Origin of the sequence: Bacillus sp. MMSF_3353, assembly GCF_030733445.1 — a bacterium.
GTDB classification, from domain to species: Bacteria; Bacillota; Bacilli; order Bacillales; family Bacillaceae_G; genus Bacillus_A; species Bacillus_A wiedmannii.
Map to the genome: position 1 here is coordinate 554,190 of NZ_JASHJA010000001.1, position 18,913 is coordinate 573,102.

General features: G+C 35.7%; 25 protein-coding genes. 19 read left to right on the top strand and 6 right to left on the bottom strand.

Features of this window, described 5'->3' with window-relative positions; all coding sequences use genetic code 11:
• Positions 1–12: 12 nt before the first annotated feature.
• The 3 genes from RBB48_RS03000 to RBB48_RS03010 are packed head-to-tail and all read right to left on the bottom strand — an operon-like array spanning position 13 to position 2,330.
• Positions 13–1,074 carry an ABC transporter permease subunit gene (locus RBB48_RS03000; RefSeq protein ID WP_088608112.1) on the bottom strand — a complete coding sequence of 354 codons (1,062 nt, stop codon included), beginning with the start codon at positions 1,072–1,074 and terminating at the stop codon, positions 13–15.
• Entirely contained in the window at positions 1,064–1,945 is an 882-nt protein-coding gene (locus tag RBB48_RS03005) for an ABC transporter ATP-binding protein (protein WP_087985125.1), read from the bottom strand. Before RBB48_RS03005 ends, RBB48_RS03000 begins: the two co-directional genes overlap by 11 nt.
• Positions 1,911–2,330, bottom strand: coding sequence for a GntR family transcriptional regulator (locus RBB48_RS03010; protein ID WP_046957464.1), 420 nt, complete (start codon positions 2,328–2,330; stop codon positions 1,911–1,913). Before RBB48_RS03010 ends, RBB48_RS03005 begins: the two co-directional genes overlap by 35 nt.
• A gap of 166 nt (positions 2,331–2,496) precedes the next feature.
• On the opposite strand from RBB48_RS03010, the gene dacF reads away from it, so the two are divergent.
• The 14 genes from dacF to RBB48_RS03080 all read left to right on the top strand — a co-directional run bounded on the left by dacF (position 2,497) and on the right by RBB48_RS03080 (position 13,119).
• Positions 2,497–3,687 carry a serine-type D-Ala-D-Ala carboxypeptidase DacF gene (gene dacF / locus RBB48_RS03015; RefSeq protein ID WP_000831992.1) on the top strand — a complete coding sequence of 397 codons (1,191 nt, stop codon included), beginning with the start codon at positions 2,497–2,499 and terminating at the stop codon, positions 3,685–3,687.
• Between the two features lie 170 nt (positions 3,688–3,857).
• On the top strand, positions 3,858–4,208 hold the full coding sequence (gene spoIIAA / locus RBB48_RS03020) for an anti-sigma F factor antagonist (protein ID WP_000059133.1): 351 nt from the start codon (positions 3,858–3,860) through the stop codon (positions 4,206–4,208).
• Complete coding sequence (gene spoIIAB / locus RBB48_RS03025) at positions 4,209–4,649, top strand: anti-sigma F factor (RefSeq protein WP_048546248.1); 441 nt, start codon at positions 4,209–4,211, stop codon at positions 4,647–4,649.
• Positions 4,650–4,661: 12 nt separating this feature from the next.
• Positions 4,662–5,420, top strand: coding sequence for an RNA polymerase sporulation sigma factor SigF (sigF, locus tag RBB48_RS03030; RefSeq protein ID WP_000350733.1), 759 nt, complete (start codon positions 4,662–4,664; stop codon positions 5,418–5,420).
• Between the two features lie 137 nt (positions 5,421–5,557).
• A complete protein-coding gene (locus RBB48_RS03035; RefSeq protein WP_000450092.1) occupies positions 5,558–7,084 on the top strand; it encodes a sodium-dependent transporter in 1,527 nt (508 codons plus the stop codon).
• Positions 7,084–7,182, top strand: a complete 99-nt coding sequence (locus tag RBB48_RS03040; RefSeq protein ID WP_000016829.1) for a methionine/alanine import family NSS transporter small subunit — start codon at positions 7,084–7,086, stop codon at positions 7,180–7,182. Before RBB48_RS03035 ends, RBB48_RS03040 begins: the two co-directional genes overlap by 1 nt.
• 116 nt (positions 7,183–7,298) lie before the next feature.
• Positions 7,299–7,919 (top strand): stage V sporulation protein SpoVAA, encoded by a 621-nt coding sequence (gene spoVAA / locus RBB48_RS03045; RefSeq protein WP_087985124.1) that lies wholly within the window; start codon positions 7,299–7,301, stop codon positions 7,917–7,919.
• On the top strand, positions 7,912–8,328 hold the full coding sequence (spoVAB, locus tag RBB48_RS03050; protein WP_000572948.1) for a stage V sporulation protein SpoVAB: 417 nt from the start codon (positions 7,912–7,914) through the stop codon (positions 8,326–8,328). The genes spoVAA and spoVAB overlap by 8 nt, the downstream gene beginning before the upstream one ends.
• Before the next feature lie 14 nt (positions 8,329–8,342).
• The gene (spoVAC, locus tag RBB48_RS03055) at positions 8,343–8,801 is read left to right on the top strand and encodes a stage V sporulation protein AC (RefSeq protein ID WP_000147730.1); all 459 of its coding nucleotides are present in this window, start codon (positions 8,343–8,345) and stop codon (positions 8,799–8,801) included.
• Between the two features lie 13 nt (positions 8,802–8,814).
• Positions 8,815–9,831: a stage V sporulation protein AD gene (spoVAD, locus tag RBB48_RS03060; protein ID WP_097889640.1), complete on the top strand. Its 1,017-nt coding sequence runs from the start codon at positions 8,815–8,817 to the stop codon at positions 9,829–9,831.
• A gap of 3 nt (positions 9,832–9,834) precedes the next feature.
• On the top strand, positions 9,835–10,185 hold the full coding sequence (spoVAE, locus tag RBB48_RS03065) for a stage V sporulation protein AE (RefSeq protein WP_000345909.1): 351 nt from the start codon (positions 9,835–9,837) through the stop codon (positions 10,183–10,185).
• A gap of 5 nt (positions 10,186–10,190) precedes the next feature.
• A complete protein-coding gene (spoVAEA, locus tag RBB48_RS03070) occupies positions 10,191–10,760 on the top strand; it encodes a stage V sporulation protein SpoVABEA (RefSeq protein WP_001254416.1) in 570 nt (189 codons plus the stop codon).
• Positions 10,747–12,219, top strand: coding sequence for a spore germination protein SpoVAF (gene spoVAF / locus RBB48_RS03075; protein WP_087985122.1), 1,473 nt, complete (start codon positions 10,747–10,749; stop codon positions 12,217–12,219). Before spoVAEA ends, spoVAF begins: the two co-directional genes overlap by 14 nt.
• A 96-nt stretch (positions 12,220–12,315) precedes the next feature.
• Positions 12,316–13,119: a Cof-type HAD-IIB family hydrolase gene (locus tag RBB48_RS03080; protein WP_002008448.1), complete on the top strand. Its 804-nt coding sequence runs from the start codon at positions 12,316–12,318 to the stop codon at positions 13,117–13,119.
• Positions 13,120–13,150: 31 nt separating this feature from the next.
• On the opposite strand, the gene RBB48_RS03085 is transcribed toward RBB48_RS03080, so the two are convergent.
• Entirely contained in the window at positions 13,151–14,017 is an 867-nt protein-coding gene (locus RBB48_RS03085) for a DUF1002 domain-containing protein (protein WP_000850509.1), read from the bottom strand.
• A 187-nt stretch (positions 14,018–14,204) separates the two neighbouring features.
• On the opposite strand from RBB48_RS03085, the gene RBB48_RS03090 reads away from it, so the two are divergent.
• Together RBB48_RS03090 and ribT are read left to right on the top strand one after the other, a co-directional pair.
• On the top strand, positions 14,205–14,642 hold the full coding sequence (locus RBB48_RS03090) for a peptidylprolyl isomerase (protein WP_000853789.1): 438 nt from the start codon (positions 14,205–14,207) through the stop codon (positions 14,640–14,642).
• 468 nt (positions 14,643–15,110) lie between these two features.
• Entirely contained in the window at positions 15,111–15,479 is a 369-nt protein-coding gene (gene ribT / locus RBB48_RS03100; RefSeq protein ID WP_000908397.1) for a GNAT family N-acetyltransferase RibT, read from the top strand.
• A gap of 20 nt (positions 15,480–15,499) precedes the next feature.
• On the opposite strand, the gene RBB48_RS03105 is transcribed toward ribT, so the two are convergent.
• Together RBB48_RS03105 and RBB48_RS03110 are read right to left on the bottom strand one after the other, a co-directional pair.
• Positions 15,500–16,018, bottom strand: a complete 519-nt coding sequence (locus tag RBB48_RS03105) for a DUF309 domain-containing protein (protein ID WP_097889641.1) — start codon at positions 16,016–16,018, stop codon at positions 15,500–15,502.
• 97 nt (positions 16,019–16,115) lie between these two features.
• Positions 16,116–16,211 carry a YjcZ family sporulation protein gene (locus tag RBB48_RS03110; protein ID WP_000510194.1) on the bottom strand — a complete coding sequence of 32 codons (96 nt, stop codon included), beginning with the start codon at positions 16,209–16,211 and terminating at the stop codon, positions 16,116–16,118.
• Positions 16,212–16,380: 169 nt separating this feature from the next.
• Between RBB48_RS03110 and scpA the strand changes: the two genes are divergently transcribed.
• The 3 genes from scpA (at position 16,381) to RBB48_RS03125 (ending at position 18,836) form a co-directional block, all read left to right on the top strand.
• Entirely contained in the window at positions 16,381–17,124 is a 744-nt protein-coding gene (gene scpA, locus RBB48_RS03115; protein ID WP_001199757.1) for a segregation/condensation protein A, read from the top strand.
• Between the two features lie 158 nt (positions 17,125–17,282).
• Complete coding sequence (gene scpB, locus RBB48_RS03120; protein WP_000375162.1) at positions 17,283–17,855, top strand: segregation/condensation protein ScpB; 573 nt, start codon at positions 17,283–17,285, stop codon at positions 17,853–17,855.
• A gap of 78 nt (positions 17,856–17,933) precedes the next feature.
• A complete protein-coding gene (locus RBB48_RS03125) occupies positions 17,934–18,836 on the top strand; it encodes a ComEC/Rec2 family competence protein (RefSeq protein ID WP_001257286.1) in 903 nt (300 codons plus the stop codon).
• The last annotated feature ends 77 nt before the right edge of the window (positions 18,837–18,913 follow it).

Consider the following 18,913-nt stretch of genomic DNA (forward strand, 5'->3'; position numbering starts at 1 on the left):
AGGATCTCTCCTTTAAAAAACTTTATAATTTGTTAGGCGTGATAATACAACATAAGTAATGATTCCAGCGAGAAACAAACTGATATAGTAGTTAGGTAAGAAATAAAATTGATTTATTTTATAGCCACCTAGTAATGCAAAGTAAATGGTTGTCCCCCATATCCATATTTTTAAATGTTTTTGGAAAATAAATATCTTTTGAGTGTTTTCATTTGGTGATCTTGTATATAAATATGCGCCAAGTAGTAAGTAAAATATTGTATAAAAAATCGGGACCAATATGGATTTAGCTGAATAATATCTATAAGATGCTGGATCTCTTAAAGTGTTTGGATCGTTTTCTTTTTTACGTGATTTTGGATCATAATCGTAATAAATAGAAAAATTATATATTGGTGCAACAATATTTGTTTTATTATTTATTTCAGAAAGACTTTCATATAAGTGAGAGTTTCTATTATTTTGAACATTTAAATGATTTATTGTAAAATTGTACAGCAATGAAATAAATGTAAGACCCATTAGTAACCAAGGAATACAAAAAACAACTTGTGAAACAACGCTTCCAGTAAAGGCACCGATACATAATGCAGCTGTATATACTGCAACATATGAAACAATTGCATAAAGAAAGTATCGATGAAATGGCCCGAATGATTGATAATCAAAATGAATCGTTGTTCTATAAATAAAGTACATAAGAATCCAGTTTACAAGGAGAGACCCAATAATCCAAAATGAACCGAAAGCCCATTTAGATAAGAAAACATCTTTTCTTTTAAATGGCATTGTTAAAAGTAGTGCATTAGACTGGCTGCTACGTTCCCACCCTATTAATAGACAAGCAATAGAAATAATAAGGATAGTTATCCAAAAACTATTACCTGTATTTGACCAAAAAGCATAATCATAATAGAACGTTCCCTTTTCATGTAATTTATAATAATTAGCAAGTTGTTGCTGAGCTGCTTTATAGTATCCGAAAGATAGAAGATAAAGTGTATAAAAGAAGAACAGTAGTACAGCATATTTCCCGCGTTTCCAATTCCACGTCCACAACGCCTTATGAAACATAACCATCCTCCTCTAGTGTCGTAACGAAGACATCTTCAAGTGACATTGTTAATTCTTCAATGAGTATAGGTTGTTCTTTATAAAACTTCTCCAATGTTGCAGCCACATTTCCCTCAATTAAGATTGTATATACTTTTCCTGTTTGATTTAATATTTTAATATTGCTTAAGTTTTCTAGTTTTTGAGGTAATGAACGTTCGTAAGCTACTTGTATTTTTGCAAATCGTGATTTGGCATCGTCTAGTGATGTAATAGACGAGATAGTATGGCCTTTTAATATAATAATTGTATCTGCAATTTGTTCCACTTCATCTAAATGGTGAGTTGAGATGAAAATGGTAATCTCTTTTTCTGCCACTTCTCCAACGAGAAACTGTAAAATCTGCCTTTTAACGATAGGATCAAGTCCGTTTGTCGGTTCATCCAAAATGATATATTCTGCTTTTGTAGAAACGGCCAAAATGATGGCAAGCAATGCTTTCATCCCTTTTGAATAACTACGAATTCGTTTGTTTGGTAAGTTAAAACGTTCTAACAGTTCATAGAAATATGCTTCATCAAATGCGTTATAAACTTCTTTATAAAACTTTACAATTTCTTTTACCGTATATCCGTTCAGTATGTTAGTAGAATCCGGAACATATACGATTTTTTGCTTTATTTCAGGACAATGATGAATGTTTGTATCCTCATATGTAACAGTCCCTGCATCAGGGTCTAAAATGCCGACCATCGTTCGTAATAAAGTTGTTTTGCCCGCACCGTTTCTTCCAAGTAATCCGATGATACTTCCTTTTTGTAATGTGAAAGAAACATCGTCTAAAATTGTTTGATTATCAATTGTTTTCTTGAGGCTTGTCACTTTCAGCATCCGTATTTCCTCCAATCTCTTTATAGTATGAATCTATCCAATCATGAATTTTATCTTTCGTAATACCAAGATAAGAGGCTTCTAATAGTAATTGATGAAATTGCTTTTCAACCATAGCGATTTTCCTTTCGTCTAATGTTGGGGTAATCGATTGGGATACAAATGTTCCTTTTCCTCGTAATGTTTCAATAATCCCTTGTCGCTCTAACTCTTGATACGCTTTACTTACTGTATTTGGATTTATAACGAGTAAAGAAGCGAGTTCGCGTACAGAAGGAAGTTTATCACTTGGAGCTAACATGTTTTTCAATACGAGTTCTTTTATATTTTGAACAATTTGTTCCCATATCGGAGTGTTGCTTCTTGGATCAAGTTGAATATGCAAGAGCAATGTCTCCTTTCTGACTTGTATTAAGTGTACTACTGTATGTAATACACTTAATACAATATAGGTGATGAATATATTTGTCAACTGAAAATATTAGAAAAATATGGTATTAAAAAATAATAAATTGGAAAAAATAGGTTTGATATAGAATGGAGGGTTAGTCATGAAGCGAGTTTTTGGAATACTTGTTTGTTTCATGTTATTGCTTTCTGGTACTTCAGTTAGTTTCGCACAATCTGAGAAGACGAAGCAGGAAAAAACAGAAGAAACAACACCGAAGTTAGCGGAACAAGCGTCATCAGCAATTGTAATTGAACAAGATACAGGTAAAGTTTTGTTTGATAAAAATCCAAATGAGAAGTTACCACCTGCTAGTATGACGAAGATTATGACAATGCTATTAATTATGGAACAAGTTGAAAAAGGAAAACTAAAACTGACCGATAAAGTTAGAGCAAGTGAGCATGCAGCTTCAATGGGTGGATCACAAATCTTTTTAGAGCCTGGAGAAGAGATGACTGTAAATGAAATGCTAAAAGGTATTGCTATTGCATCTGGAAATGATGCGTCTGTTGCAGTAGCGGAGCATATCGCGGGTTCAGAAGAAGGTTTTGTAAATATGATGAACAAAAAAGCGAAAGATTTAGGACTGAAAAATACTCATTTTCAAAATCCAACAGGTCTTCCGGCTAAAGACCATTATTCCACAGCAAATGATATGGCTATAATGGCAAAAGAATTGATGAAGTACCCACTTATTCGCAAATATACAGGTAAATACGAAGACTATTTACGAGAAGATACGGATAAGAAGTTTTGGCTCGTGAATACGAATAAGTTAGTACGTTTTTATCCTGGAGTAGATGGTGTGAAAACGGGCTTTACGACAGAAGCAAAATATTGTTTAACAGCATCGGCTGAAAAAAATGGCATGCGTGTTATTTCAGTTGTTATGGGAGCACCTACATCGAAAGAACGGAATAATCAAGTAACAAAGCTTCTTGACTATGCATTTGGACAATATATGACAAAGAAATTGTATACACGTGGCGAAAAAATTAAGACTGTACAAGTAGGAAAAGGGAAAAAAGAAAAAGTAGATTTAGTTGCGTCAGACAATGTGTCTCTTCTTATGAAGAAGGGCGAAAATATGGACAAAGTAAAGCAAGAAGTAATTGCTGAAAAGAAAGTGAAAGCGCCGATTAAAAAAGGTGACGCGCTGGGTACACTTGTTATTAAAAAAGATAAAGATGTTTTATTAAAACAAACAATTGTAGCAAAAGAAGATGTTGCTGCAGCGAGCTGGTGGGAGTTATTTAAAAGAAGTTTTGGGATGTTTTCAACATCAAAATAGCGGCAAACATTTTGCCGCTTTTCTATTCGTATGAAAGTAAATAATTGCCGAATGTTTTCACTTTATGGCGAAATAGTTCTTCTTTTGTCAGCAGGAAGGATTCTTATGTTGTATCACGAAAATCTTTATGTATGTAAATGAGTAAAGTTTGAGCATAAGGAGGAAATCGTGTGAGTCTTTCCATGCAATTAGAAGTAAAGCGTGACGTCCTATGTGTGAGACTAGCGGGTGAATTAGATCATCATACTGCTGAAGAGTTGCGAACGAAAGTAACAGATATGATTGAGACACATGGTGTTCATCATATTGTTTTGAGCCTAGAGAACTTATCGTTTATGGATAGTTCTGGTTTAGGTGTTATATTAGGCCGATATAAGCATGTAAAGGGATTAGGTGGAGAAATGGTTGTTTGTGCAATTTCACCGCCTGTTAAGCGTTTATTTGAAATGTCGGGCTTATTTAAAATTGTTCGCTTAGAAGAAAGTGAAGCGCATGCGCTCGCGACGTTGGGGGTGGCATAAATGAGAAATGAAATGAACCTTCAATTTTCAGCATTAAGTCAAAATGAATCATTCGCTCGCGTTACAGTAGCTGCTTTCATTGCGCAACTAGATCCAACGATGGAAGAACTTACGGAGATTAAAACAGTTGTGTCAGAAGCAGTTACGAATGCAATTATTCATGGATACGATGGAAATGCAGAAGGTGTTGTTTATATTTCTGTAATTTTGGAAGAAGCAATGGTGAAACTCACGATTCGAGATGAAGGGATTGGCATCTTTGATTTAGATGAAGCAAGACAACCCCTTTTTACAACTAAACCTGAATTAGAGCGTTCCGGAATGGGATTTACTATCATGGAAAATTTTATGGATGAAGTAGAAGTTATTTCAAACGAATCTTTCGGGACAACAATCCATTTGACAAAATACTTATCAAATAGTAACGCTCTATGCAATTAAGGAGAATAGCCTATGGACATAGAGGTCAAAAATGAGAAGAAGAAACCTCAGTTAAAGGACCACGAGCTAAAAGCGTTAATTCAACAAAGTCAAGATGGAGATCAACAAGCGAGAGATACAATCGTTCAAAGTAATATGCGTCTCGTATGGTCGGTTGTGCAGCGTTTTCTTAATCGAGGATACGAACCAGACGATTTATTTCAAATTGGATGTATTGGGCTCTTAAAATCGGTAGATAAATTTGATTTATCTTTCGACGTGAAATTTTCAACATATGCAGTTCCAATGATTATTGGAGAAATACAACGATTTTTACGTGATGATGGATCAGTGAAAGTAAGTAGATCTTTAAAAGAAACAGGAAATAAAATTCGAAAGATGAGAGACGAGCTTTCGAAAGAATTCGGAAGGGCACCAACGATTAACGAAGTAGCCGAAGCGTTAGAACTAACGCCAGAAGAAGTGGTTCTGGCGCAAGAAGCGAGTCGTGCTCCTTCATCCATACATGAAACGGTGTATGAAAACGATGGAGATCCAATCACTATTTTAGATCAAATTGCTGATCAATCTGAAACGAAATGGTTTGATAAAATTGCTTTAAAAGAAGCAATTAGAGAATTAGATGATCGAGAACGTTTAATTGTATATTTACGCTACTATAAAGACCAAACCCAATCAGAAGTAGCGGAGCGCATAGGTATTTCGCAAGTACAAGTTTCAAGACTTGAAAAGAAAATATTAAAACAGATGAAAGATCGAATAGATGAGTAGCTATCTATTCGATTTTTTTTATAACTTTAATTTAGTAGGGATTGTAAACTTTCGTAAAAATTAACAGAATTTATTGATAATTTAGTAAATTTAAAATATAATCCAAGTATGAACTTGTCACAAAGGGGGAAGGAAATATGGAAACGAGGCAACAATGGGGAACGAGGGCCGGATTCATTTTCGCAGCGGTCGGCTCTGCCGTTGGATTAGGAAACATATGGCGTTTTCCTTATACAGCGTATGAAAATGGGGGAGGCGCATTCTTTTTACCGTACTTATTCGCATTATTAACGACTGGTATTTCATTATTGGCGTTTGAATTTGCTCTTGGGCATCGTCATCGTGGTTCGGCGCCACTTACATTCTTCCGTATTAGTCCGCGTGCTGAATTTATCGGATGGTGGCAAATGTGTGTAACGTTTATCGTTTCAACATATTATGCAGTAATTATTGCTTGGTCTATTTCCTATACGTACTTTGCAATTACTGGAGCATGGGGGAAAGACACGCAATCATTTTTATTTAAAGAGTATTTGCATGTTGCAGATAAGCCTGGACAGTTTGGAGGGCTCGTACCGGAAGTATTAATTCCATTAGCTCTCGTTTGGATTATCGTGCTCGGTGTAGCATTTAAAGGAGTTAAAAAAGGAATCGAAGTTGTTAATCGTATTTTCATCCCTTTATTAGTTGTTATGTTCCTTATTATCGTAGTTCGTGCAGTGACGATGGAAGGTGCAATGCAAGGGTTGGATGCATTCTTCAAACCAGATTGGAGTCGTATTTTTGATGGGAAAGTATGGCTTGCTGCTTATGGTCAAATTTTCTTTAGCTTATCTTTAGCATTTGGAATTATGATTACGTATTCTAGTTATTTACCGAAAAACTCAGATACAACAAATAATGCCTTTATTACTGGCTTTGCAAACTCAGGATTTGAATTGTTAGCTGGGATTGGGGTCTTTGCAGCTCTTGGATTTATGGCAAATAATATGGGAGTACCAGTTGATAAAGTAGCAAGTGCTGGTGTAGGACTTGCGTTCGTAGTATTCCCGCAAATCATTAATGAGTTACCGATGTCACCGTTATTTGGCGTATTATTTTTCTTATCATTAACGGTTGCTGGAATTACATCCCTCATTTCACTTGCGGAAGTATGTTTTGCTGCCGTATCTGAAAAGTTCAGCTTAAGTCGCCAAAAAACAATTGGAATTATGGGGACGCTTCTCGTACTAGTTTCTCTTGTTTTTGCAACACGTGGCGGGCTTATGTTCCTAGATGTTGTTGATTATTTCGCTAATAACTTCGGATTAATTTCAATTGCATTAGCGGAAGTGGTTACGATAGGGCTCATTCTACGCCGTTTACCAGTTTACCAAAATCATGCAAACTTCGTATCTGATATTAAGTTAGGGACGTTTTGGAGAGTAAGTTTACTCGTTATTACCCCGCTTATGTTAGGGTACATGTTAATTGATGGCACAATCCAAAATATTAAAAAGAACTACGGAGATTATCCAACGGAGTTTGTCGTAACATATGGTTGGTCAATTGCAGCAGCCTTCCTTATCGTTGCACTAATCATTAGTATAAAGAAATGGAATGCACAAATACATTCAGATTCTGCTAAGCTTGAAAAAGAATGGAAAGATCGGGGTGTTTCATAATGAGCGGATCAGCGATTATGATGATGGTGATTGGTATGGTAGTCATTTGGGGAGGACTCGCATTAAGTATTGCAAATTTATTTAAGAAAAAGGCATAAACTAAAAAACATCTGTATCGAAACGGTACAGATGTTTTTTTATGAAAAAATTGTATTAGAAAAAAATTCAATAACCATACTACAACTACGAGGAAGAGTGAAGAGGTGAATAGAAATTGGAACAAACAATTTATATTAAAATGCGTAATCGATTAAAAGTTTCTCCTACGTATGAAGTGAAACTACGTGATGTCGCTCAACTTGCCGGAGATACTGAGGTAGTTGAGTCGTTACAGGATGAGGTAGTTTACAAAATAACAGCGCATGATAAGACACATGTTGTAATTGATGTTATGAAAATTATTGAGATTATTAGGCGAAAAGCGGCTCATATACAAATTAATTTACTCGGTTCTGGACAAACTCTTGTTGAAATTATATATGAAAAAAAGAAAGTACATCCGGTTTTCTTCGGACTTGTATGGTTGTTACTTTTTATTGGAGCGGCTCTTGCGATCATTTATTTCCATGAAGATGTAAGCATGCAACAAGTGCACCAGCGGTTATATTACATGATTACGGGAGAATTTAAGGCGCAGCCACTGCTATTTCAAATTCCTTATTCAGTAGGTCTTGGGTTAGGTATGGTCTTATTTTTTAATCATGTATTTCAAAAGCGAATTAATGAAGAGCCGAGTCCGTTAGAAGTGGAGATGTTCCAATATCAGCAGTCACTTGACCAATATGTAATTGTTCATGAAAACAAGGACAATATGAAACAACTTGCCGATGATTGAGTCTGGGCTTGTTATTTTAATTGGTTTAGCGGGAGGAATTGCAGTGGGTAGCGGATATGTCGCATTTTTAGCTGTACTTGGTATAATCCCCCGTCTAGCTCAATTAACGAGAAGTGGAAAGCACATTCAATATTTTGAGTGGGCGGTTATTGCAGGTACGTTAACAGGAGCTTGGTGTAGTTTGAAAAACATTACATTTCAAACGTCGCAATATTGGCTTGTTATATTAGGAATATTTTGTGGCACATTCATTGGAATGCTTGCAGCCGCATTAACAGAAGTGTTAAATGTTTTACCTATTTTAGCGAAACGAGTAGGGGTAGAAGGGAAAATCGTTGTTTTACTCGTTGCTCTTGTACTTGGCAAAGTAATAGGCTCATTGTTTCATTGGATTTATTTCGTAAAGTAGGAGGCAGTATATAAATGACAGGGCGAAAACTAAAGGATGATTACATAAATAAAGTGAAGGAGTACCATCCAAAACCAAACTATTTCCTAAATTGTGTCAAGGCATTTCTTGTAGGTGGATTCATTTGTACTGTCGGAGAAGTATTGATGAAATTTTATATACATTATTTTCATTTCAGTGAACAAGAGGCAGGAAATCCGACAGTTGCAACGCTTGTATTATTATCGGCGATTTTAACAGGTTGTGGTGTATATGATAAAATCGGTCAATTTGCTGGAGCGGGATCGGCCGTACCTGTTACGGGATTTGCGAATTCTATGGCGAGCGCTGCGCTAGAACATAAGAGTGAAGGAATTGTGCTTGGGGTTGCTACAAATATGTTTAAGCTAGCGGGAAGTGTTATCGTTTTTGGGGTCGTTGGTGCATACGTTATTGGATTAATAAGATATACTTTTAACATTTTTATGTCTTAAAGGAGGGGCTAGTATGAGGTTGACCGGAAAACAAACGTGGGTATTTCAAAATGATATTTATGTGAATGCAACCGGTACTGCTGTCGGTCCAAAAGAAGCTGAGGGCCCTCTTGGGAAGGATTTTGATATTTCATATGATGATTTACATTGCGGAGAGGAAAACTGGGAACTTGCTGAACGAAGGTTAATGTCAGATTCAATTCAACAAGTCTTGCAAAAAGGAAATGTAAAAACATCACAAATTGATTTCTTTTTAGCGGGTGATTTATTAAATCAAACAGTGACAGCAAATTATGTTGCGCGTAGGTGGGGGATTCCCTTTTTAGGGATGTTTAGCGCTTGTGCAACCTCGATGGAGACTTTAGCGGTTGGATCAGCCTTTATAGATGGTGGATTCGCAAATCGTGTTTTAGCGACGGTAAGTAGTCATAATGCAACGGCTGAAAGACAGTTCCGTTATCCAACAGAGTATGGGGGACAAAAACCAGGAACAGCAAATTCCACTGTTACAGGTGCGGGATCCATATTAATTAGTAAAGAAAAAAGTGCTATTAAAATTACGGCAGCTACGATTGGAAAAGTGCAAGATTTAGGGATTGCGAATCCTTTAGATATGGGGTCGGCGATGGCACCTGCTGCTGCTCATACAATTCAACAACACTTTGAAGATTTGAAGAGAAGTGCAGCAGATTATGATTTGATTGTTACTGGTGATTTATCAGCTATTGGGACACCAATAGCAAAACAACTGTTACTGGAAGAAGGTTATGATCTTGGGCATATATATAATGATTGCGGATTAATGATTTATAATCCCGGTCAAGAAGAAGTATTTGCCGGTGGTAGTGGTTGTGCTTGTTCAGCTGTTGTCACATATGGTCATTTATTAAGCGAGATGCAAAAAGGGAATTTACAACGAATTTTTGTCGTTGCTACTGGTGCGTTATTAAGTCCGATGATGATGCAGCAGAAAGAAACCATTCCAACAATTGCACATGGTGTCGTATTTGAGAGAGTGAAGGGAGAGTGAATTGTGGATTTTATATATGCATTTCTTGTAGGAGGCGCCATTTGTGTAATTGGACAGGTATTGTTAGATTTCGCAAAGTTAACACCAGCCCATTTAATGGCTACCTTTGTAGTTATAGGAGCAGTTTTAGATGGATTTGGATTGTACGATAAGCTTATAAAGTTTGCTGGTGCTGGGGCGACAGTTCCTATTACAAGTTTTGGACATTCACTATTACATGGGGCAATGCATGCGGCAGAAAAACACGGATATATTGGGATTGGTATGGGTATGTTTAGTTTAACGTCTGCAGGCATTTCTGCAGCGATATTATTTTCATTTTTTGTAGCACTTATATGTAAACCGAAAGGATAAATCAAATGAGACGAAGGGTTGTTTTGGTCACAGATGGAGATGAATATGCAAAGCGAACAATTGAGCTTTTAACGAAGGAATTTGGGGGAAGGTGTATTTCAGCATCACAAAGTAATCCAACCAAATTGACAGGGAAGAAAGTTGTTGAGCTTATTATGCAAACGCCATATGACCCTGTATTTGTCATGTTTGATGACAGTGGATTTATTGGAGAAGGATCTGGTGAAAAGGCTTTAAAATATGTAGCCACACATAAACAAATTGATGTACTGGGGATTTTGGCAGTAGCGTCTAATACACATCATTGGGAATGGGCACGTGTAGATGTCAGTGTAGATCGAAACGGGAATTTAACCGAATACGGTGTTGATAAATTTGGACTTCCAGATGGTGAAATTGGCAGAATTAGCGGAGATACAATTTATTGTTTAGATGATCTGAATGTTCCTGTCATTGTGGGAGTTGGTGATATTGGTAAGATGTGTGGAAACGATGAATGGGAGAGAGGATCACCTATTACTAGAAAAGCGATTCAATTAATTTTGGAAAGGAGTGGTTTTTATGACGAAGCCTAAAAAAGTGGATATCCCTATTTCATCTTTCATAAGTGATAATGAAAATTACTTAAAGCAAACAGCTGGACTGGGTGTTACATACGACGTTGGCATTCGTAAATTTCAAATTTTAAATAAAGAAATTGGTGTGTTATTTGTAAACGGACTTTGTGATACAAATTATATTATCCCTATTTTAGAAGAAGCGGTGGATACAAATGAGATAAGGGATGTAGAAGAAGATACAGTGAAGCTTTTAGAGAATCGTTTAATCCATCAACAAGTAAGCAAAGTGAAAACGATGGATGAGGTAATGCTCCAAGTATTATCAGGACTTATCGTTATATTTGTGGAAGGTGAAACGGAAGCGTTCGCAATAGATGTTCGCAGCTATCCAGGACGAACACCGACAGAACCTGATACTGAAAAAGTAGTACGCGGTGCGAGGGATGGATTTGTTGAAAATATCGTTGTAAATACAGCGTTAATTCGTAGGAGAATTCGAGATCCACGTCTTCGAAATGAAATGATTCGAGTAGGAGATAGATCCCAAACTGATATTTGTATTACATATGTTCAAGATGTTGCAAATCCAGATTTAGTAAAGATTATAAAGCAAGAATTAAATAACATTGATGTCGATGGAATTACGATGGCGGATAAAACAGTGGAAGAATTTGTTGTAAAGCAAAGCTATAATCCATTCCCGCTTATTCGATATACAGAAAGACCGGATGTAGCGGCGAATCATTTATTAGAAGGACATGTGTTAGTACTAGTTGATACATCACCGAGTGCTATGATTACTCCAACAACATATTTCCACCATTTACAGCATGCGGAAGAGTTTAGACAAAATCCAGCTGTCGGTACATTTTTACGTTGGGTACGCTTTTTAGGTGTCTTATTCTCCTTATTTTTACTACCATTTTGGTTAGTGTTTGTATTTGATCCAACTCTTTTACCAGAAAAACTTGCTTTCATTGGACCGACTAAGATGACACATTTACCAATTCTATTACAGGTGTTGATGGCCGAAATCGGACTTGAGTTTTTAAGGATGGCAGCCATTCATACGCCAACGCCGTTATCTTCTGCTGCAGGGTTAATTTCCGCCATATTAATTGGTCAAATAGCAATCGATGTAGGTTTGTTTGTACCAGAAGTTATTTTGTATGTAGCAGTTTCTATGATCGGTGCATATGCAACACCGAGTTATGAATTAGGATTAGGAAATAAAGTTGGAAAATTGTTTGTTATTATTTTAACAGGTCTCTTCCATGAGATGGGATTTGTAATTGGTATGACGATATTGATTTTATTTTTAACGTCTATAAAAAGTTTACAAACGCCTTATTTATGGCCGTTTTTACCATTTGATTGGGGTGCATTAACAAAAATTCTACTTCGCCCGACGATGTCTAGTTTAAAAGTACGACCAAGTATTGTAAGACCTCAAAATGTAAAAAGACAAAAATAAACGGGATTATACACCCGTTTATTTTTTTAGCAAAAATTTATTGTTTTTTAACAAAAATCAAACATTTTTTGTGTACACTTAGAGTAGATATTGTGTATGGAAGGGGAAGAGGACATGATTAAATTATTTGTAAGTGATTTAGATGATACGCTCGTTTACAATGTGAATCATATGCAAAAAGAAGATGAACGTGCACTTTGTTGGTTAGCTGAAAAAGGGACAAATATTTGTTTTGCCTCTGGCCGCTTTACTCATCGAATTGATGAAGTCGTAAATAGGTTTGCATTCCCGTATTACACAACTAGTTTAAATGGAGCAACGATGTTACTGCCGGATGGAAAAATATTTCATGAATCAAGTTTTGAAGATGGGATTGCCCAGGAAATATATCGATATATCCATAAAAAGGGACTAGCAGATATTGTTTGTGCAAATGAGCAACGGTATACAAAAAGAAAAAATGAACATCATCATACTTTTGAAACGTATATGGGCGTGCATATTGCTGAGATAGAAGCATTAGAAGAGGAATTTGGTAAGACTGTACATCCTGCGAAATTGTTTGTTTTTGGGGAAGAAGAGACAATTGCAGCATTAGATCAAGAGTTACGAGATACATTTCAGAGCGAAGCGGAAGTTTTTATGTCTGGTAAACGCTATGTTGACATTATGCCAAGGGGAGTAAGTAAAGGGAGTGCTTTAAGGCGACTAATGGAACATTTACAAATTGAAGCAAATGAAGTTGCATGCATTGGAGATTCTTTCAATGATATTTCTATGTTTGAAGTAACTCCGCATTCATTTACTCTACATCATGCTCATCCATATGTGAAGAATAAGGCAAATCATATTGTTCGTTCGGTCGAAGAAGCTGTTATGAAATTGCCATTACTTGTATAAAAAAAGAAGCTCGTCACTGACGAGCTTCTTTTTACTTGAATAACGATTTAACAAAATCAATGATACTTGAGAAGAAATCTTTAACTTTATCTAGGAAACCTTGCCCTTCTTCAGATCCTAAAAAGGCAGAAACGTGTTCTTTTGCTTTATTTAACTGACTGCCAACTTGATTCCAATCGATATTAAGATTTTTCATTTTATCAAATAGCGCAACTAAGTTATCTAACTGTTCATCCGTTAATGTAATACCAAGTTGATCCGCAATTTTTTTAATTAATGAACGTAAATCTTCAGTCGTTTTTGGCTGTTCTTTGGCAATTTCTTCTTTAATTTTTGCAACAAGTTGAACTGCTTTTTCTTCACCAATTTTATCGCCGAGCTGGGCTGTTTGCACCATTTCTTCATTGGCTACTTTTTTTACTTCCTCAGGAATTGCTTTGTTCGATGTTGTTTCATAGGCTTTCATTAAACCGGTTAAAGCAGCAGTTCCTGAAACTTTAAATGGTGCAGTAATTTGAATTTCTGCATCTTTCACACCTGCTGTAATAAGTGCGTTTGTGTACATTGCATCTGTTATCGAATTAATGTTTTTTGAACGTACAATGAGACCAGAACCTGGCTTTGTGTATGTAATCATAGAAGAGGAAATTGCTCTCGTACCAATTTGGGCTTTTGGAACAATCCCTTCTAGAAATTTATGTTCTTCCGCATTAGACACAGTAATGATTGTAGCATCTTTTGGTGCTTTCATTTCTTTTAACAGATCTTGTTTTTGTTGTTCAGACAAGTTTTCTCCTAGTGTAACAATTGATTCTCCTTCGATGATGTCTGCAAACGAAGCTGTTGGCATCATAAATACCGTTACAGCCAATAGCAGAGCTAGTAATTTCGTTTTCACGAAAAATCGCTCCCTTTCTCTTTCTAAAATTTTCGGGCAACACAGTTATTATAGTATATATTTCTTATTTGTCACCTAGCTTTTTCCACATTTCGAAAAAGAAGTATCTAGATTGTCGGATTCTTTTTGTTTCTAGTCATGAATGTGGTAATATAGTGCTGAGATAGTTGAAAGGAGACATATACGTATGAAAACTTTAGGATACATATTAATGGAAAATGGTGAAAAAATCGAGTTAGAATTTTTCCCAGAAGAGGCACCAAAAACAGTAGAAAACTTTAAAAAACTAGCAGAGCAAGGATTTTATGATGGTGTGACATTCCACCGCGTTATTCCTGGCTTCGTAAGCCAAGGTGGAGATCCAACAGGAACAGGTGCAGGTGGCCCAGGTTACTCTATCCCATGTGAAACTGATGGAAATCCTCATAGACACCTTGTAGGTTCACTTTCTATGGCTCATGCTGGCCGTAATACAGGCGGTAGCCAATTCTTTGTTGTTCATGAGCCACAACCGCATTTAGATGGTGTACATACTGTATTCGGTAAAGCAACAAGCGGTATTGAAACAGTATTAAACATGCGTCAAGGCGATGTAATGAAAGAAGTTAAAGTTTGGGAAGAATAAGTTAATGGGAAAAGAGAGCTATGGCTCTCTTTTTTGTTTTTTAATAGGAACGGGTATTTCGTTTGCAGTACATGATACAAGTAGTACTGTTATTGTAGCGAAAATATGGCGCTTATAAGAACAAAATTTTAACAAATTACATAGAATACATTAGATTTCATGTTTCAATAAATATTTTTATTACATTAATTTTGCTAGAATTCATTTGCTCTCAGGTGATGAATATTGGAGTGGTAATGAGCGGTGGATGTTTCTTTTTACTTTCATATAACAGCGTTTCTTTGTTAATCTACTTAGAAAAAATAGTACTGAAACATATATTTGACTTTCTTCTTTTCGCTTTGTATGATTATCAAGTTGTTTTAGGCCCTTCTCACTCTGTTGAAAATATTGTAAAATGAATGTGATATGAAAAGAGTGGTTGAGGGGATTAATAGTTTGTAACTTTTGTAAGAAGGGATAAGGGTTATGTTAATTCGTTTTAAAAAAAGTTATGAAAAGATTGCAATGGGGCTTCTTTCATTTATGCCAACTGAAAAAGATGTGAAAACATTACAATTGACTATGAAAGATTATGAGGCAAAGGATGATTGGCAATTGTATTTGTGGAAACAAAACGAAGATTTTGTTGGGATAATGGGGATTGTAAAAAAAGAGAATCAAGTGTTGGAAATTCAGCATTTGAGTGTGAACCCGTCTCATCGTCATATGGGTATTGGAACGAAGATGGTTCAAGAGTTAAAGAGTAAATTTCTTGAGTTTACAATTTGCGGAAATGAGCAAACAGCAAGTTTTTGCAAAAAGTGTAAAGGGCTAGAACAAAATATACATTCGTAAAAGCAGAGATAAGTGGTTTATTATCTCTGCTTTCTTTTTTGTAATTGTTCGTTTCGTTCAGCGATAACCTCTGTTCGATCACGTAATGTGTGCTTATGTATTATATATTCATTAGAAGTAGCATTCACGTCTTTCCAAGGAAGGTTTTGTTTCTGGCATAATTCCATGCAGTGCTTTTCTAATGCTGTATCCGATAACGGTAAAAATAACGGTGTAAAACTCTCTTCTTTCTGTATAGATTGCAATCTATCCTGGAGTAAGCATAGAAGTTGTGTCTGATTTATTCCTAAACGTAGTAAAGGTGCACTGTTTTTTTCTAAAATCGTTATGGCGCTTTTCATCATCTTTTCTGAGCCATTCCAGTTAGAGCGTCTTTGATGGTATAAAGAAACTGCAATTTGAATAAGACCGACTAAATAATTATCACGATTTCCTCTCGGTTTTGTTTTCCAAAATTCTTCCAGTGTTTCGTGGCATTCAAAATAATCATAATCTCCGTGAAAATGAATTAAAAATTGTATGTATTCGGTAGGATACATTTTCTTCACCCCTGTTTAACGGTTATAAATACAAGTGTATCATAGAAATATAAACAATAAACGACTAGGGAATTGTCCCTAGTCGTTATTGTTCATATTAGCAGAAGCAAGCTGCCCCTACAATAATTAGTAAAATAAACAATACAACAAGTAATGCGAACCCACCGCTAAAACCGCAATCAACGTGACCCATAGTTTTTTGACCTCCTACATTGTTCTTACTACACTGTTATCATATGAAGCGGTGGGCATGATGATATAGGCATAGGTCTATTTTTAATTAAATTTCTTAAAAAGGTTGGATAGAACATGAGTATGCTCTATACTTATGTTGTTATAGAAAAAATGTGGTGGGATGCTTTGTGCAGTATAATTTTAAAGTAGAGGCTTTTGAAGGGCCTTTAGATTTATTGTTACATTTAATACATCGTTATGAAATTGACATATATAATATTCCTGTAGCGGAAATTACAGAGCAATATTTATCTTATGTTCATACGATGAAAGAACTACAATTAGATGTTGCAAGTGAGTATTTAGTAATGGCTGCGACTTTATTACAAATTAAAAGTAAAATGTTGTTGCCGAAACATGAAGAAGATGTACTTGATAACGGTGATGACTTTATAGATGATCCTCGTCAAGAATTGATGGAGAGGTTAATTGAATATAAGAAATATAAGCAAGTTGCTACTGAGCTAAAAGAAAGAGAACAAGAAAGAGCACAGCTATATACACGTCCGCCAATTGATTTTACATCGTTACAACAAGAAGAGGAGACAAACTTGCCTCTTGATGTTACGTTATATGATATGCTAGCGGCATTTCAAAAATTAATGCGCCGTAAAAAAGCAAAGAAACCTGTAACAACACGTATTACTCGTCAAGAAATACCAATTGAAAAGCGCATGATTGATATTTTAAAACAGTTAGAAATACAAGGTGGTCGTCAAAGTTTTTATGATTTGTTTGTTGATGATGAACGGGAAATAATGGTTGTAACATTTTTAGCGGTTCTTGAGCTTATGAAAAATCAACAAATCATAATTGAACAAGAACATAATTTTGATGAAATTTTCGTATCAAGCTCTACTAAATCTGCATAGATTTAGTATGGAAAATGGGATGGGAATAATATATCTCATGCTAGGTTTGAATGTATCGTTTGGAACAAGAGAAAAAATATTGAACCGAACGCATTGATTGTGATTCGGTTTTTTGATGTGTATTTTTATGGAGAAAATTGGAGGAAGGAGCTCGTAAAATGGATAGAAAAGAACAGAAATCAATCATTGAAGGGCTTTTATTTGTTTCTGGTGATGAAGGGATTTATCCAGAACAAATAGCGAAAGTGCTTGAGATTGAAGGAAATGAAGTAATCGATATTTTAGAAGAAATGCAAAAAGAATGTGAAGGTGCACACCGCGGTTTGCAAATTGTACAGTATGCAAAAGTATATCGTTTTGCTACAAAGAAAGAACATGCTTCGTACTATCAAAAATTAATAGATATCCCAACAGCTGCTTCACTTTCTCAGGCTGCTTTAGAAACGTTAGCGATTGTGGCATATCGTCAACCTATTACAAGGACTGAAATGGAAGAGATTAGAGGGGTGAAAACCGATAAGGCGTTACAAACGTTAGTTTCACACTTACTTATAAAAGAAATGGGAAGAGCAGAAGGGCCAGGGCGTCCTATTTTATATGGAACAACGAAAGAATTTTTGGATACATTTGGATTGAAAACATTAGATGATTTACCGGCACTTTCTGAAGAGAATGAACAAATGAATGAAGCAGATTTATTCTTTGGTTCTTTACAGGAGATATCGAAATAAAAGCTTAGCATTTTGCTAAGCTTTTTTTGTATATCAATTATATACCGTGCCATACTAATTGAAAAAAGGAGACGAGTTATGAGAAGTATGCGAGGTATTTTATTGTTAGTTTCTGTTTTGTTATGCTTTTCTTTAAATAGTGCATCGGCTAAAAGATATATGATGTCTATTCATACCGCGTCTCCTTTACATATGCAGCGGCAACATTTTGGTAAAATGAAAGTGAGTTTTTTAAAAGTTGGACAAGGTGATGCGACACTTATCACATTGCCAAATGGACAAACGATGTTAATTGACGGGGGACCTTATGAAGCCGGAGAGGTTATCATTCAAAAACTAATCGAAAAAGGGATTAACCATTTAGATGCTATCGTCAGTACGCATCCTGATATGGATCACATTGGAGGACTTATTCCGATTGTAGAGCAAATGCCGGTATCGCTTATATTAGATAGTGGAAAAACATATAGTTCTTTTACGTATCACACATACCGGAATCATATTAAAAAAAGAGGAATTCCTTTCGTTTCAGTAAAAGAGGGACAATACATACCGCTAGATCCGCATGTTTCCATACAAGTATTAAACAATGGGAAATCAAAAGATGAAAATAATGAATCTTCAATTGTGTTGAAGGTACGATACGGAAAAGCGGATTTTTTACTAATGGGTGATGCTGATGTGCGGACGGAAACTGAAATATTAAAGCAATTTGATGTACATGCAGATGTGTTAAAGGTGGGACATCATGGCTCCTATACTTCAACAAGTGAAATGTTTATAAAAAAAGTAGAACCACAGTTTGCGATTCTTTCATATGGAAGCAGAAATCCGTATGGACATCCGCATCAAAGTGTAGTGAGACGCTTAAAACAGCATGGCATAATGATATATGGAACAAATAAACGTACAGTAGAAATGGAAACAGACGGCGAGCATATTACAATAGGCTCTAGTGGATTAATGCCATTACTTAAGTGAGTAATATGATAGGGGATATTCTCCCTTTTTGGAAAACTGAATAACATATATTATAATTGCAAGAGACGTACTAAGTT